General features: G+C 73.2%; 12 protein-coding genes. 3 read left to right on the plus strand and 9 right to left on the minus strand.

Annotation, left to right across the window (positions count from 1 at the left end; translation table 11 throughout):
- Positions 1-3: 3 nt before the first annotated feature.
- Both Q0963_RS11975 and Q0963_RS11980 read right to left on the minus strand, forming a co-directional pair.
- Complete coding sequence (locus Q0963_RS11975) at positions 4-1,641, minus strand: ABC transporter substrate-binding protein (RefSeq protein ID WP_299446079.1); 1,638 nt, start codon at positions 1,639-1,641, stop codon at positions 4-6.
- A 60-nt stretch (positions 1,642-1,701) separates the two neighbouring features.
- A complete protein-coding gene (locus Q0963_RS11980; RefSeq protein WP_299446082.1) occupies positions 1,702-2,916 on the minus strand; it encodes a cytochrome P450 in 1,215 nt (404 codons plus the stop codon).
- 207 nt (positions 2,917-3,123) lie between these two features.
- Between Q0963_RS11980 and Q0963_RS11985 the strand changes: the two genes are divergently transcribed.
- Entirely contained in the window at positions 3,124-3,765 is a 642-nt protein-coding gene (locus Q0963_RS11985; RefSeq protein ID WP_299446085.1) for a ScbR family autoregulator-binding transcription factor, read from the plus strand.
- On the opposite strand, the gene Q0963_RS11990 is transcribed toward Q0963_RS11985, so the two are convergent.
- From Q0963_RS11990 to Q0963_RS12005, 4 genes are read right to left on the minus strand one after another with little or no spacing between them, the layout of a single operon-like run.
- Positions 3,762-4,601, minus strand: coding sequence for an NAD(P)-dependent oxidoreductase (locus Q0963_RS11990; protein ID WP_299446088.1), 840 nt, complete (start codon positions 4,599-4,601; stop codon positions 3,762-3,764). The two genes, Q0963_RS11985 and Q0963_RS11990, sit on opposite strands and share 4 nt — an antisense overlap.
- Positions 4,598-5,455, minus strand: coding sequence for a ScbA/BarX family gamma-butyrolactone biosynthesis protein (locus Q0963_RS11995; RefSeq protein WP_299446091.1), 858 nt, complete (start codon positions 5,453-5,455; stop codon positions 4,598-4,600). Before Q0963_RS11995 ends, Q0963_RS11990 begins: the two co-directional genes overlap by 4 nt.
- Entirely contained in the window at positions 5,371-6,381 is a 1,011-nt protein-coding gene (locus Q0963_RS12000) for an EamA family transporter (RefSeq protein ID WP_299446094.1), read from the minus strand. The genes Q0963_RS11995 and Q0963_RS12000 overlap by 85 nt, the downstream gene beginning before the upstream one ends.
- A complete protein-coding gene (locus Q0963_RS12005; RefSeq protein ID WP_299446096.1) occupies positions 6,378-7,658 on the minus strand; it encodes a serine hydrolase in 1,281 nt (426 codons plus the stop codon). The genes Q0963_RS12000 and Q0963_RS12005 overlap by 4 nt, the downstream gene beginning before the upstream one ends.
- 194 nt (positions 7,659-7,852) lie before the next feature.
- Here Q0963_RS12005 and Q0963_RS12010 point away from each other — a divergent pair, with 194 nt between their 5' ends.
- Positions 7,853-8,893 carry a DUF2332 domain-containing protein gene (locus Q0963_RS12010; RefSeq protein ID WP_299446098.1) on the plus strand — a complete coding sequence of 347 codons (1,041 nt, stop codon included), beginning with the start codon at positions 7,853-7,855 and terminating at the stop codon, positions 8,891-8,893.
- A gap of 111 nt (positions 8,894-9,004) precedes the next feature.
- Complete coding sequence (locus Q0963_RS12015) at positions 9,005-9,757, plus strand: SDR family NAD(P)-dependent oxidoreductase (protein WP_299446101.1); 753 nt, start codon at positions 9,005-9,007, stop codon at positions 9,755-9,757.
- A 68-nt stretch (positions 9,758-9,825) separates the two neighbouring features.
- Here the strand turns inward: Q0963_RS12015 and Q0963_RS12020 are convergent, their stop codons facing one another.
- From Q0963_RS12020 to Q0963_RS12030, 3 genes are read right to left on the minus strand one after another with little or no spacing between them, the layout of a single operon-like run.
- On the minus strand, positions 9,826-10,881 hold the full coding sequence (locus tag Q0963_RS12020) for a hypothetical protein (RefSeq protein ID WP_299446104.1): 1,056 nt from the start codon (positions 10,879-10,881) through the stop codon (positions 9,826-9,828).
- A 14-nt stretch (positions 10,882-10,895) separates the two neighbouring features.
- Positions 10,896-11,489 carry a hypothetical protein gene (locus Q0963_RS12025; RefSeq protein WP_299446106.1) on the minus strand — a complete coding sequence of 198 codons (594 nt, stop codon included), beginning with the start codon at positions 11,487-11,489 and terminating at the stop codon, positions 10,896-10,898.
- A gap of 8 nt (positions 11,490-11,497) precedes the next feature.
- Positions 11,498-13,882: a glycoside hydrolase domain-containing protein gene (locus Q0963_RS12030; RefSeq protein WP_299446109.1), complete on the minus strand. Its 2,385-nt coding sequence runs from the start codon at positions 13,880-13,882 to the stop codon at positions 11,498-11,500.
- Positions 13,883-14,015 lie beyond the last annotated feature (133 nt).

Below are 14,015 nucleotides of genomic sequence, written 5' to 3' on the forward strand. Positions count from 1 at the left end.
GCGCTAGACGGTGGCGCCGCAGCTCATGTAGTCGTACATGCCGAAGCTCCCCGCGACGTAGACGTTCGTCGCGCGCGGGCCGCGGTAGAGCAGCGAGCGGGGGTAGAGGTAGGGGACGATGACCGCGTGGTCCATGACGAGCCGGTCCACGTCCCGCCAGATGCGCTCCCGCTCCCGCGGGTCCTCGCACTCGGCACCGACGTCGAGCAGCTCGTTGACGACCGGGTCGTCGAGCTCGCCCATGTTCTGGTTGCCCTTGCGCTTGATGGCGCGCCCGTCGACGATCTGCTGGAAGAACCCGTACCCGTCCGGGAAGTCCGCCCCCCAGCCGAACATGACGATGCCGATGCCGTTCTCGCGCAGGAACTCCGGGCTACCCGCCTGGTGCTCGAAGTAGCCGCCGGAGGTGAACCCCTGGACCGGTGCGTCGATGCCGACCCGGGCGAGCCCCCGCGACAGTGCCTCGGCCGCCAGATACTCCTTGCGACGGTCCGTGCGCGCGGCGATCTTCGTCGAGAAGCCCTCGGGCATCCCCGCGAGGGCCAGCTCGCGACGAGCGGCCTCGAGGTCCCCGGAGCCGTCCACGCCCACCGGATAGCGGTCGTGGTCGGCGTAGCCCTCGATCGTCGGCGGGAGCACCGTCGTGGCGATGTCGCCGCACAGCCGCCCTCCGTAGGCGTCCTGCATCGCGGCCTTGTCGGTCGCGTACTGCACGGCCCGGCGGGCGTGCACGTTGCCCATCGGCGCCACCGAGCTCACGAGGCAGTAGATCCACGTGAAGCCCTGGAGCGGGTTGTCGAGCAGGTCGCGGCGCTGCGGGTCGTCCAGGACGCGGGACACCGACTCGGGCTGCAACCCGAAGCCGGCGAGGTCGATCTCGGCCTCGCCGTCGAGCAGCAGCTCGTCGACCTCGAGCGGGCCACGGCCGAGGAGGACCTCGACGGCGGCGGCCGTCCGGCGCCGCACCGGGTCGGTCGCCCGGTCCCAGTGCGGGTTCGGGCAGAGACGGAGCCGCGTCCCGGGCTCGTAGGACTCGACGCGGTAGGGGCCGGTGGCGACCGGGGACCGCCCGTAGGCGGCGCCGGTGTCCGCGTCGCGCGGCACCGGGGTGCAGCTCGGCAGGGTCATCACCTTGTCGAACGCCGCGAAGGGCCGCCGCAGGCGGAACACGATGGTGTGGTCGTCCGGGACCTCGATGCCCGGCGCATGCCCGTCCGGGTCGGCGTAGGGCCCGTCCCACTCCCCCTCGAGGAGGTGGCGCAGGTACATCGGCCCGGCGCCGAGGACGTCCAGGCCGTAGTTGCTGCGTTCGATCGCGTACCGGACGTCGTGGGCGGTGACGGGACTCCCGTCCTCGAAGCGCAGCCCGTGGCGGAGCCGATAGGTCCAGGTCCGGCCCCCGTCCGCGCTCTGCCCGAGCCCTTCGGCGAGGTCCGGGACCACCTCGCGCCCCCGCTCCCCGGTCGCCGGGGCGAACGTCGTCATCGTCCGGCCGAGCAGCCGCAGGAAGTTCCACGAGTAGCCGTAGTACGTGTTCCCGAAGTCCAGGGAGTCGAAGTCGTCGGTGCGGACGTACCGCAACACGCCACCCTCGACGTCGGACGCGTTGACGGGCCCGGTGAGGGCGGCGTTGTAGGACATGGAGGCTCGCTTTCGGCGGACGGGAGCCCGCCGGAGTCCGGACGGGCGCGGTCGGTGGGGTCAGGCGCGGCGCAGCCGCACGGGCAGCGCGTCGAGTCCGTAGCTGGACGCGGCGTGTCGGAAGGACAGCGCCTGCACGGGCTGGGTCAGGGCGGCGTCGGGGAAGCGGGTGACGACCCGGGACAGGCACTCCTCGATCTCGACCTTGGCGAGCCACTGGCCGAGACACTGGTGGGGGCCGTGGCCGAAGGCGAGATGCCGCCGCGCGTCCCGGCCCGGGTCGAGGTCCTGGGGGTCTGCGAATGCCTCGGCGTCGCGGTTGGCCGCGCCGATCGCGAAGACGACGCCTTCGCCGGCGCGGATCGTGACGTCACCGAGGTCGACGTCCTCGACGGCAGCCCGGGTCAGGCCGTTCTGCACGATGGTGTGGAACCGGAGCAGCTCGTCGACGACGGCGACGAGACCGGGCCCGCCCGCCGCGACGGCGGCGCGCGTCGGGGCGTCGACGAGCATCGACATCAGGCTGAGCGCCAGCTGGCTGGCGGTCGTCCCGTGACCTGCGACGAGGACCAGCCGGCACATCGGGACGACGTCGGCCCGCTCGATCGTGCCCGGCAGCAGCTGTTCGTGGACGACCGCGGAGATGAGGTCCTCGGTCGGTCGCACGATGCGCTTGTCGACCTCGGCGTCGAGGAAGGCGTCGAGCTCCTCGCGGGCGGTACGCACCTCGTCCATCGTGCGGGTGCGGTCGATGAGGCGGGCACTGCGGTCCTCGAAGAACTCCCGGTCCTCGTCGGCGATGCCGAGCAGCGTGGCGATGACCGCCGCCGGCAAGGGCGCCGCGACGGCCGCCACGAGGTCGGCCTCGTCCTGGCCCTCCAGGACGTCGAGCCGCTCGTCGACGAGAGCGCCGACGACGTCGCGCATCCGTTCGGCGTCCACCGGCCGGAACCGGGGGCTGAGCATGGCGCGCAGCCGGCCGTGGTCGGGCTCGTCCATCCGGATGAACGACGCGGACCGTGGCTCGTTGCGGAGCACCTGGGACGCCGAGGTCATCATCGGGAACCCGGGTGCGGCAGTGTTGGCGGAGAGCCTGCGGTCCTTGAGGAGCCGCCGGGTCACGGCGTGCGAGGTGACGACCCAGGCGACCGACCCGTCCCAGAGGACGGCCCGGGCCGGCTCCCCGCCGAGGTCGGTGAGCGCGGTCGGGGGGTCGAGCGGGTCCTCTCGCGGGGCCGGGTAGGGGATGTGCGGGCACTGGGTCGGGCTCGTCACGGCACGCTCCTTTCGCTGCCCCCGCAGCCTGCCCCGCGCCGCCCGCCCGGCAGGGGTTCCGGGGCCGTCCTGGCATGACCTCCCCGGAGGGGACATAACGCGCGGGCGCCGCCGCGTATGGTGGGTGGTTGAAGGTTCACCGGGGCTACGCACGGGGTAAGTGCGCAGGTCACAGGCCGGACATGACCGACGCAGGAGGAGCCCGGAGTGCCACAGCAGCAACGCGCCATCGACACGCGCCGCAACGCCCTGCGGGGCGCCGCGGTCGTCATCGACCGCCGGGGCTTCGAGGCAGCGACGATCGCCGAGATGGTGCAGGAGAGCGGGATCACCAAGGGCGCTCTCTACTTCCACTTCGCGTCGAAGGAGGCGGTCGCCGAGGCGATCGTCGCCGAGCAGGGCGAATGGCTCAGCGCCCACCTGGCCCCCGGGAACGCCCCGGTCCAGGCGGTCGTCGACCTCTCCTACGCGTTCGTCGACGCCCTGCTGTCGGACCCCCTCATGCGGGCGAGCATCCGGATGACCATCGACCGCGCCGCGGGCCCGGATGTCGTCGCCCGGGGCTACTCGACGTGGATCCAGGCAGTGGAGGCCCTCCTGCTGCGAGCCCGCGCCGCGGGCACTCTCGCCCGCACCACGCGCCCCGCGGACTGCGCCTACGTGATCACCTCCGCGATCACCGGACTCCAGCTGACGAGCGACGCGCTGAGCCGGCGGGCGGACCTCGCCGAGCGGGTCGAGCACTTCTGGCGCCTCTTCGTCCCGGCGATCGTGCGCCCCGAGCTGGCCACGAGGGTCGACGTCCGCCCGCCCCCGGCTCGACGGAGGACGGTCTCCGACCCCGTCTAGCCCGCCGGCGAGCCGTACCAGCGACGGGAGGCGGCCCCGACGAGCGGCCCCTCGGGCTCCCACCCGGCGAGTGCCCAGGCGAGGTCGGCGTCGACCCAGCGGTCGGTGTGGAGCATCGCGCGCACGTGCGCCTCGACCCCCGCGCCCGGCGGCGTCCGGTACCCGGCGGCCCCGAGCAGGTCGGCGAGCAGCGTGGGCCGGGGACGCGCCGCGTGCAGGACCGGCGGCAGGTCCGGTGCGAGGGCCACCGACACGACGAGCCGGGCGAGCTCGTCGACGTCGATGGCGCTGACCCGGGCGGTGGGCTCCCGGGGGTCGGCCGCCGCCGCGGCGGCGGCGGCGGGGACCGCCCACCGGTCACCGCGGCCCACGACGATCATCGGGCGCAGCACGACCGCGCCCGCATCGAGCGCCCGCGCCTCCCCCGCCGCACGGCTCGCACTCAGCGCCGAGTCCGGGTGGAGGGTCAGGTCGCCTTCGGCGCCGCCGCGCAGGGGCCCGCGGCCGTACACCGCGGCGGTGCCGATCTCGAGGCAGCGCGCGCCCCCCGCGTGGGCCGTCTCGGCGACGAGCCCCGGGCCGACCTCGTTGACCGCCAGGTCGGGCCCGGACCCGATGACGTGCGCGGCGTTGACGACGACGTCGACCCCGTCGAGGGCGCTGCGGAGGCGGTCACGGTCACGGACGTCGGCCGTCACCACATCGGGGCCGGAGTCACTCCCCGAGCGGTACACCGGGCGGACCGTCGACACCCTCGGGTCGGCCTGGGCCGCCGCCACGACGGCCGACCCGATGAAGCCGCGTGCCCCGAGCACGGCCACCGCGATCCCCGTCACGAGTCGACGGAGACCACGAGCCGGGCTCCCACGGTGTCGCCCTGTCGAACGGTGACGACGAACGCCCCGTCCCGCGCACCCGGCTCGACGTCGACCGTGGTGGAGGCGTCGAGCTCGAGGTAGGCGCCGAAGTCGGCGTCGATCGAGACGACCCGCCGCCCGCCACCGCGGAGCAGCGTGGCCTGCCGCGCCGCCTCCATCAGCAGCATGCCGGGGACGTGGTCGGACGGGTGGTCGAACAACGTCGGGTGCGTGGTGTCCACCCGCAGACCCCACGGGCCGGCCTGGGGCCCGGTGAGGACGACGTCCTGCGAGCGCGTGCGCCCCACGGCCGCGCAGGCGATGGTCGCGTCGGGATCGACCCGGTGGCCGGGCGCCGTCCGCCCCCGGCGGAGCGCGGCATACACCGGGGGCCTCAGCACGACGACGACACCGGAGCCGGTGACGAGGTCCCCTCCGGCGTCGCTGATCCTCACCTGGAGGTCGAACCGGCCGGCCCGGGCTCCAGGGGTCATCGCGAGGGACACCGACAGGTCGAGCGGTCGATCACGGACCACGGGCGGCTCGCCCACCCACGCGAACCCCATCTGCCGCATGACGAACAGGTCGCCGTCCGCCGCAAGGCCGGTGTCGTGGAGGGCGGCGATGGTCGTCTGCCGGAACGTCTCGGCGGCCATGAGGAGGCAGTAGGTGGCGTCACCCGCGTCGAAGTACGGGTGCTGTCGCGGCCACTGGGCGGCGGCCCGGACATCGCCCGGCCCGGCGCACCTCAGGTCGGTGAGGAAGACCTCCGCGATGCTCCACCGGTGGACGAGGGCTCGGTCGATCGTGACGGCGTAGTCGAGGGGCCCCATGCCCCGAACCGTACCGGGCACCCGGTATCTCTTCCTGTCGTGGGGTGTCCCGGCATCGGCGCCCGTCGACGCATCCCCACCGCCACCCCGACGAGCACGACGGCCGCTCCGACCAGGGACCAGGGGGATGGACGCTCCCCGAGCACCGCCCAGGCGGCGGCCATGCCGACGACCGGAACGAGCATCGAGAACGGCGCGACCACACCCGCGGGGTACCGCTTGAGCAGGGCGCTCCACAGCGCGGCGCTCACCACGGTGCCGAGGACGACGATGTAGGCCAGCGCCAGCAGTGGCGACACCGCGGCGGTCCGCACGGCCTGGACCGTCGCGTCCCAGCCCGCAGCGGGCCCTTCCATGACGGCCGACAGCGCGAGGAGCGGGGCGGGCGGCACCACGGCCATCCACAACGCGAAGCGGAGCGCGCTGTCCGGCTGGGCGAGCCGGCTCGAGAGGCTGCCGAGAGCCCAGCCGAGGGCCGCGAACAGGGTCAGGACGAACGGCAGGAACGGGCCACCGCCATCCGCGCGCTCCCAGCCGATGAGCCCCAGCCCGCCCACCGCCAGACCGGCCCCCAGGACCCCGTGCGGGCTGGGCCGTTCGCGAAGAAGGAGGGCGCCGAGCGCGATCGCCATCGGGGCTCCCATCTGGAGCACCACCGAGGAGAGTCCGGTCGGCATGCCGAGGTCGATGGCGAGGAAGAGCATCCCGAACTGGAGCACCCCGAACCCCAGGCCGTAGCCGACCAGCCAGCGCCACGGCACCCGGGGCCGGGGGACGAGGAGGACGACCGGGACCGCGACGAGGAGGTACCGCAGGGCCGCGAGGAAGAACGGGGGGAACGCGTCGAGGGCGAGCCGCACCGCGAGGAAGTTCAGGCCCCAGATGACGGCGACGACGAGCGCGAGCCCCTTGTCACGGGTGGTCACGACAGGAGGCCGTGCAGGATGGCGTCACCGAGGCGCCGCAGGGGCAACCCGTCGCGCAGCACCCCGACGACGGCGCAGCGCTGCTGGAGGACGACGGCGAACTGCTCCCCGTCGGGGCTCTCGACGAGCCAGGCGAACATCACGGCACCGGGCGACGAGCCGCCCTTGAAGGTCGAGCGCGGCCAGGCGCCTCGGTCGATGTCGAGGCCGGGGTTGGCCCGCAGGATCTCCGCCAGCGGGCCGTCCGTGGCCCGCGACCCCGCGTCCCAGAGCAGCCCCAGCGCAGCGGCGACGTCGGCGGCCGACATCCACCAGTCGAGGCCCTGCGGGTGCGCGGTCCGGGTCAGGTCGCCGACCGCGACGTCGATCGGGTGCTCGTGCGCGTCGAGCAGCGCACGCCGGGCGGCCTCGGACCCCGCCGCCCAGACGTCGAGGGTGTCCGGGTCGGCGGACGGGCCGGAATGGCCCCACCCGATGTCGAAGAGCTCGCGGGTGGTGACGAACGGCCGCAGCAGCTCGGGCCGGGCATGGCCCGCGCGGGCGACGGCGGTCTCGACCGCGGGACGCCCGAGGTAGCGGATCAGCAGGTCGGAGGCGGTGTTGTCGCTGCGCGCGTACATGTTGTAGGCGACCTGCGCGACGCTGGCCCGGGTACCGTCGGGGAGGTCCTGCATCTCCCCCGTGGGCAGGCTCCGCGTCTCGACGCCCGTCACCAGCTCGTCGGACCATCGCGCCGTACCGTCCTCCACCGCCCACACGAGGGCGAGGAGCACGAAGACCTTGAAGACGGACCCGCCAGGCATGGGCCGCTGGGCCTCCCGGGTGTACAGGGGGACCCAGCCCTCCGACCCCCGTCGCGCGACGAAGGCGGTGCTCTCGACCGGGGCGACGGCGTCGAGTGCGGCGTCGATGTCGGCGAAGCCCCGGTGCGACCGCTCGTCGGAGTCGTCCTCGACGACGACGCGGCGGATCTTGCCGGTGGTGTCGACCGTCAGCGCGAGGACCCGCCGTTGCCCGTCCTCCTGCTCGAGTGTGGCCCACCCTTTGTGGAGGGCGGCGCTGACGCCGACGACCTCGAACGGGCCGCCGCGGCGCCACTCCCGGAGCAGCCCTGCCACGTCGTGGTCGTGACGGGCGAGGAAGGCGTCCACGAAGCGGCCCGCCACCAGGTCGGTCGGTGGGTCCGCCGAGTCGGCCACGAGGTCGGCCAGCCAGCGGACGTTCTCGGCGGCGTGGTGGGCCGACGCACCACGGCCGGGCTCGTACGTAGCAGGCACGGTGACGCTCCTCGGGTCGGACTGGTCCGGCCACGCTAGAGGCCGCCACCCGGCACCTCCCCCGCCTCCGGGCCATCGGCATAACCCCGGCGCGGCGGGCATACGCGACGCCTCGGAACGGGGTCCGAGGGCTCCCTACAGTGACGACGTCCACCGCGCGACCGCGGCGGCCCACCCCGACCGGAGGGACCCACGTGAAGGACCACCTGGCGCACCTGTGCCTCATCCAGGCGCGGCTGTGCAACCGCCTCGGCTCGCCGATGTACGCGGGGCTCCTGGACGACGTCGCGGCGGACGTGCGCTCCGGCGGACCGGCCTGGTCGGTGCTGCAGGACCTCGCCGGCTGCCCCGAGGGGGCCTACCCGGCCCTGCGTCTCCTGGGCTCGGTGCACCGGCTGGTCCTGGAGGGGCGCGTCCCGGTCTTGGCCCGTCACTACCCGTCGGTCGGGGGCACCCCGGACGGCGCCCTGTGGGAGGACCTGCGGGCGGTGCTCGCGGAGCACACCGACGAGCTGCGTGAGCTCGTGCAGCGCCCGCCCCAGACCAACGAGGTGGGGCGCTCGGCGGCCCTGCTCGGCGGGTACACCACCGTCGCGGCCCGGACGGGCCTACCGCTCCGCCTGCTCGAGATCGGCACCAGCGCCGGGCTCAACCTCGTGTGGGACGCCCATCACTACCGGTCCGGCTCGTGGTCCTGGGGTGACCCGCAGGCCCCCGTCCGGATCGACGAGGTCTTCGACGGCCCCGCGCCGGCCCTGACCGACGCGCAGGTGGCCGAGCGGGCGGGCTGCGACCTCGACCCGGTGGACGTCACCACCGAGGACGGCCGGCTCACGCTGCTGTCCTTCGTGTGGCCGGACCAGGACGTCCGCCGTGCGCGTCTGGCGGCGGCGATCGAGGTGTTCCGTGCCGCCACCCCGCGCCCCCGGATCGAGCGTGCCGACGCGCTGACCTGGCTCGCGGACCGGCTCGGGGAGGACGGCGCCGGGGTCGCGACGGTCGTGACGCACTCGGTCGTCACGACGTACTTCGACGAGGGGACCCGGGCCGAGCTGGACGACCTCCTGGCCCACCACGGTGCCCGCGCGACCGCCGCCGCCCCCCTGGCCCGGCTCTCGCTCGAGGCGGACGCCGCCGGGCTCTTCGAGGTCCGGCTCCGCACCTGGCCCGGCGGCGAGGAGCGCCTCCTCAGCACCGTCGGTGGGCACGGGCTCCCGGTCCGCTGGGCCGCGTGAGCGCTGCGCCCGGGCCTGCATAGCTCGCCGGCCGAACGCATAGTGCCCATCCGCCCCGGCCTCCCCGGGCGCGGCTACGGTCTTCGCGACCGAGAACCGACCGAAGGGTGTGTGCAGGACGTGACTGGTGAGCTCGACGACAAGGTGGCCTTCGTGACCGGGGCGGCCTCCGGGATCGGCCGGGCGTGCGCCGTGGCCATGGCCGCGCAGGGAGCGACGGTGGTCCTCGCCGACATCGACCGCGCCGGGCTCGACAGCGCCCGGGAGGAGCTCGCCGCGCGTGGGGCGACCGTGGGGGTCGTCGAGCTCGACGTGCGGGACGAGCCGGCCGGCCGAGCCGCGGTCGAGGCGGTCGTCGCCGAGCACGGCCGCCTCGACATCCTCGCCAACTGCGCGGGGATGATGCTCCTGGCGCCCGCCCTGGAGGCCGACACCGCCGAGTGGACGGCCATGATCGAGATCAACGTGCTGGGCCTGATGTACCTCACCCACGCCGCCCTGCCGCACCTCGTCGCGTCGAAGGGCTCGGTCGTCCAGATGTCCTCGATGGCCGCCCGCGCCGTGGGGCGAGGCGCGTCGGCGTACTACGCGAGCAAGTTCGCGGTCAACGGCTTCAGCGAGGGCATCCGGCAGGAGGTGACCGAGCTCGGGGTGCGGGTCATCGTCATCGAGCCGGGGACCACCGAGACCGCGCTGCGGACCCACATCACCCATGACGAGAGCAAGAAGGCCATCGACAGCCGGGTCGCGACGTACCGCCAGCTGCAGGCCGGGGACGTGGCGAGCGCCGTCATGTACGCCCTGACGGCCCCGCACCACGTCGCGGTGAACGAGGTCCTGCTGCGACCGACCGACCAGGCCTGAGCCGGGGACGCGATGGGCCCCCGACCCAGGCCGGGTGCGGGGGCCGAGCGAGTGCCACGGCCGGCCGGTCAGCCGCGCCCGGCTCCCGCGAGGTCCAGGCCGTACAGCACCGCGCTGGCCGGGTCCGCTGCGCTGTCCTGCCGGCTCGCCGACTCCAACCCGGTGATCCGTTGTCCGGTGGACCGGCCGGCCGCGTGGCAGGAGACCATCGGCGCCTGCAGCCCGTAGAGGGGCCCTGAGGGGCGGGCGGGGCTCGACGTGATGCGCGCGGTGACCCGTTGCTGGGCCGGCAGAGCCCTCGCGAGCTGCCAGCGGAGGCCAACCAGCCCGCCGCCGATCCGTTGGGACCTGGCCAGGACCGAGCCGTCGCTCGACTCGGCCGCGATCGCGTCGACGAGGCGGGCGTCGAGCCGGACCTGGACGACGCTACCTGCCGGCACAGCGCCGGGCCCGACCGCGCGCACGGTGACGAGCTCGGGCACCCAGCTGTGGAAACCGGTGCCCCACCGGACGGGCCGCCAGCCGACGCCGACCGTGGCGCCCCACAGGGCCACGGAGGACGTGTCGGTCGGGGACATGGTGCGGCGGGCGCCAGAGTCTCCTCCGTCGCCGACGACGACACCCAGCGGCAGCGGATCGGTGACGACGTCGTCCGGGAAGCGGAGGCTCCGCCGGGCCCCGAGCGCCAGGACGTAGGAGCGGCCGGCGACCAGCGGGCCGGTGACCCGCACCCGGGCACGAGTGGATCCGGTGTCGTCCCGGACCAGCGTGCCGATCAGGCGAACCCCGACCGGTGAGCCGTCGTCCCCCCACAGACTGGGACTCGTCCAGTCGTACACGCGGTGGTCCCAAGACACCGTGACGACCGACCCGGCATCGACCTGACCGCTGCGGACCCGCACTCTGGCGCCGAGCACTTCCGGCACCTCGACGTGAGCGCTCGGGCCGGTTGCGACCCACGACGTCCCACCGACGGGGGTGACCTCGAGAGCGCCGCCGGCCGGGGCTGCCTGGGCCACCGGCCCGGCGAACAGAAGGCCGATGCCGGCGACGCCGCCGCCGAGGACAACGCGGCGACCGGTGGTGACCGACGGTCGCTGGGACTGGGACTGGGACTGGTTCACGATGACCTCCTGGCTCAGAACGTGAACGGCGGGGGGCCGTCGAGGACCGGGACGAAAAGGCTGTCCCACACGGCGACCTGCACGACGGTCAGGGCGAGGTAGACGACGGCGGGTAGGACCGCCCGCACCGGGCGGGCCATCCGACGCCCAGCCGTGGCCATTCCCAGAACGAGAAGGGCGGCAACCACGAGCGGGGCCCCGGCGAGCAGCTCCTGCCAGCCTCGCGGCCAGCACCCGGCATAGACGCAGTGCGCCTGAGGCCCGGAAAGCGCGAAGACCGAGCCTGCGGCGGAGAGGCCGACGAGCCAGGCGAGGGTCCACAGCGCACCGAAGACCCCCACCGGGTCGACGCGTCCGACCCAGCCCCGCGGGGAGGTCAGGAGCAGGAGGCCCAGCGCGGTGAGGAGGGCGAGCACGGCCCACGGCAGGCTCGGGGCCAGCGTGAGACTCACGACGCCCCGCTGGGTGACGAGGACGCGCCCGAGGTACGCGCCGCCGAACCCGATCCAGAACGCGCCGAGGACGGTGAGGACCAGTGCGAGCGCGGCCGTGACGAGGTTCCATCGCGACGGCCTGGCCGCGGGGGTGCCAGTCGACGCGGAGTCCACGACCGCGATCATGCTCCGAGCCGTCCGAGTACGCGACCGAAGGCCTGCCCGCAGGTCCGCGCCTCCGCCTCGGTCGGCATCCTGGAGGCTCCGGAGGCCTCTCGGAGCTTGTCGACCGTGAAGGGGAAGTTGTCGACGGGGCCCACGTCGATGCCGTCGGCGAGCTTGGCGAACGCGGTCGCGATGTTCGACTCCGACGAGCCGAAGCGCTCCGCGTAGAACGCCCCGATCCGTTGGGCCGTCGTCATCCTCAACACGCCCCGGCTCGACGAGGACAGCGTCCCCCCCGACGACTCCTTGAGCGCTGCGGCGATGAGCCACGCGTCGACATCGGCGACCACGTCGCCGTACCCGAATCCAGAGGAGTCCGAGGACCCGAGGTTGTCCGTCATCCAGGTGAATAGGTCCGGACCAGACGCCAGCTTCTGGTAGACGCCCCAGGCCTGAAGGAGGTCGAGCGGCCAGCCGCCGAGGTCGCCGAGCCCGTAGTCGTCGTGCGCGGTCTCGATCCCCCAGGTGCGGTAGCCGAGCATCGTAGCGGCCCAGTGCGGCACGTCCCGGGTACTGCTGGGTCGCGTCGGGGACAGGTCCTCCAGTGCGCCTTCGCTGACGGCCCGAGCCACGGCGGCGTACTCGTCGGGGTCGCCCTGGGGGGTGTAGAGACCCCACAGCCCGCTGTACGCGCCGTTCCAGTACTCGGGGATTCGCAGGTGGTGGAGGATGTAGTCGGGGACGGCGACGACCCACTGCTTCACCGGGTATAGGGCGCTGTCGGCCTCCTTGATCGCCCGCTCGCAGGCCACCTCGGCGCGGCAGATCCATTCGAAGACGACGTCGAAGCCCGTAGCGGAGGTCGAGCCGTCGCGCTCGACCGGTGGGCCAACCACCGTGGAGAGGTCGACTGCAGCAGCCCGGGACGACACCACGTCGTGGTCGACGGGGATGGACGTCCCCCCGAGGTTCTCGGTGACCTCGACGATCTGGTTGTAGTGCCACTCGGTCGGCATCGGGAACCCCATGTTCCCGGAGAAGCCGGTCGACATGCCCGCGACGAAGGCGCCCTTGGCCTTGCCCTCGTCGAGCATCACCTGGCAGACGTTGCGCGTGCCGTACACGCCGACCTCATAGCTGCCGTTGAGGACGGAGCCCATGACGTCGTTCACGCCCTCGAAGAAGTCCAGGACCGGGCCGTGGATCGTCTCGCCGACGGGGTCGAAGTCGACGCTGAAGAAGACGAGGCTGCCGGACGGCAAGCCGAGGGTGCGACACCGTTCGACTGCTTCGAGGCCCTGGGTCCGCCCGGCGTCTCGCGTCATCGTCGAAGCACTGTTGTTGAACCTCTGGTGGAGCGGGAACAGCTTGAGGCCGGAGGCCTTGAGCGCGTCCAGCTCCCCGGAGGTGATGAACTTCCCACTGCCCACGGTGTAGCGGCCGACGTGCGTGTACCCGTTGGACCGTGCGCCGTTGGCCTGGGCCAACGTGAGCTGACGGTTGGTGTCGAACCCCTTGGTGGCGATCGTCGTGTCACCGTTGGACACGAGCAGGTTGCACCAGGTCGTGTAGTCGCCCGCGCCCGTGACCGGGATCTCCATGAAGGACTGGAAGGTCGAGGCTTCGCTGCTCGTCTGCGCGTCGAAGGTGCCGGTGAACGGGGCGTCGATCCGGTTGAAGCGCATCGCGCCCTGGAAGAGCCGCACGAAGTTCTTGGCGCCGTCAACGCTCCCCGGACCGACCGGAGCCTGTGTCTTCAGCCCGTTGCGGGTGCCGGGGCCGAAGTTGCCGTTCGCGACGCCGTCGGCCATGCCGAACTCATACTGCAGGGCGAACAGCAGCGCGGTCTGCACCTGCCGCGAGAATATCCCGTCGCAGGGGACGAGAGCGAAGTCCCGACGATGCGAGAACGTCCCGTTGAGCCACTGCTGAACCTCGCGGACCGCGGCGGTCCCGTCCCCGAAGAACGGGATCCTGTAGGCGTCCATCGACAGCAGCGACGCCATGAGTTTCACGTCGACGAAGGGGTTGTCCGGGCCGAGACCCAGATGGTCACGGACCGTGCTGACCGAGGACTCCATCGAGGAGAACGAGACGGCAGCACCGTCGTAGAGGCCGGCGTACCCCTTGCACCACAGCGCGCCACTGAGGATCCGTAGGACGTTGCCGGGGGTCGGGCTCGCGGCGTCGATCCGCCCGATCTGGGCCTGATATGCCGCTCGGGTCTGGTCTCCGAACCCGGACGCCACAGGCGAGATGCCGAGCTCCCATTGCAGACCCCGCCGAAGCCCGTAGATGACGTCCCAGCCGGTGAGGCCGTCCTCGACGACCGGGACCCACCCATTCGCTGCGGCGTACGTCGTGTTCAGCCACTTCTGGGTCGCCAGGATCTGCTCGTCCACCGTGTTCCTGAGGTCGTCTGTCGCGGTCGGGACCGACGCTACGAGAGCTCGCGCCACCTCCGACGCCACCGGGGACGGCCGGACGGCTGGCGCATAGCCCGGCCAGGGATCGGCATAGCCTGGCTCGCGGCGC

The sequence above is a fragment of the uncultured Phycicoccus sp. genome (genome assembly GCF_947495705.1).
GTDB lineage: Bacteria > Actinomycetota > Actinomycetes > Actinomycetales > Dermatophilaceae > Phycicoccus.

Coding starts and splice junctions, on each gene's coding strand:
- Q0963_RS11995 (WP_299446091.1), bottom strand. CDS start 5,455: ATGGGGCCCCTCGACTACGCCGTCACGATCGACCGAGCCCTCGTCCAC.
- Q0963_RS11975 (WP_299446079.1), bottom strand. CDS start 1,641: ATGTCCTACAACGCCGCCCTCACCGGGCCCGTCAACGCGTCCGACGTC.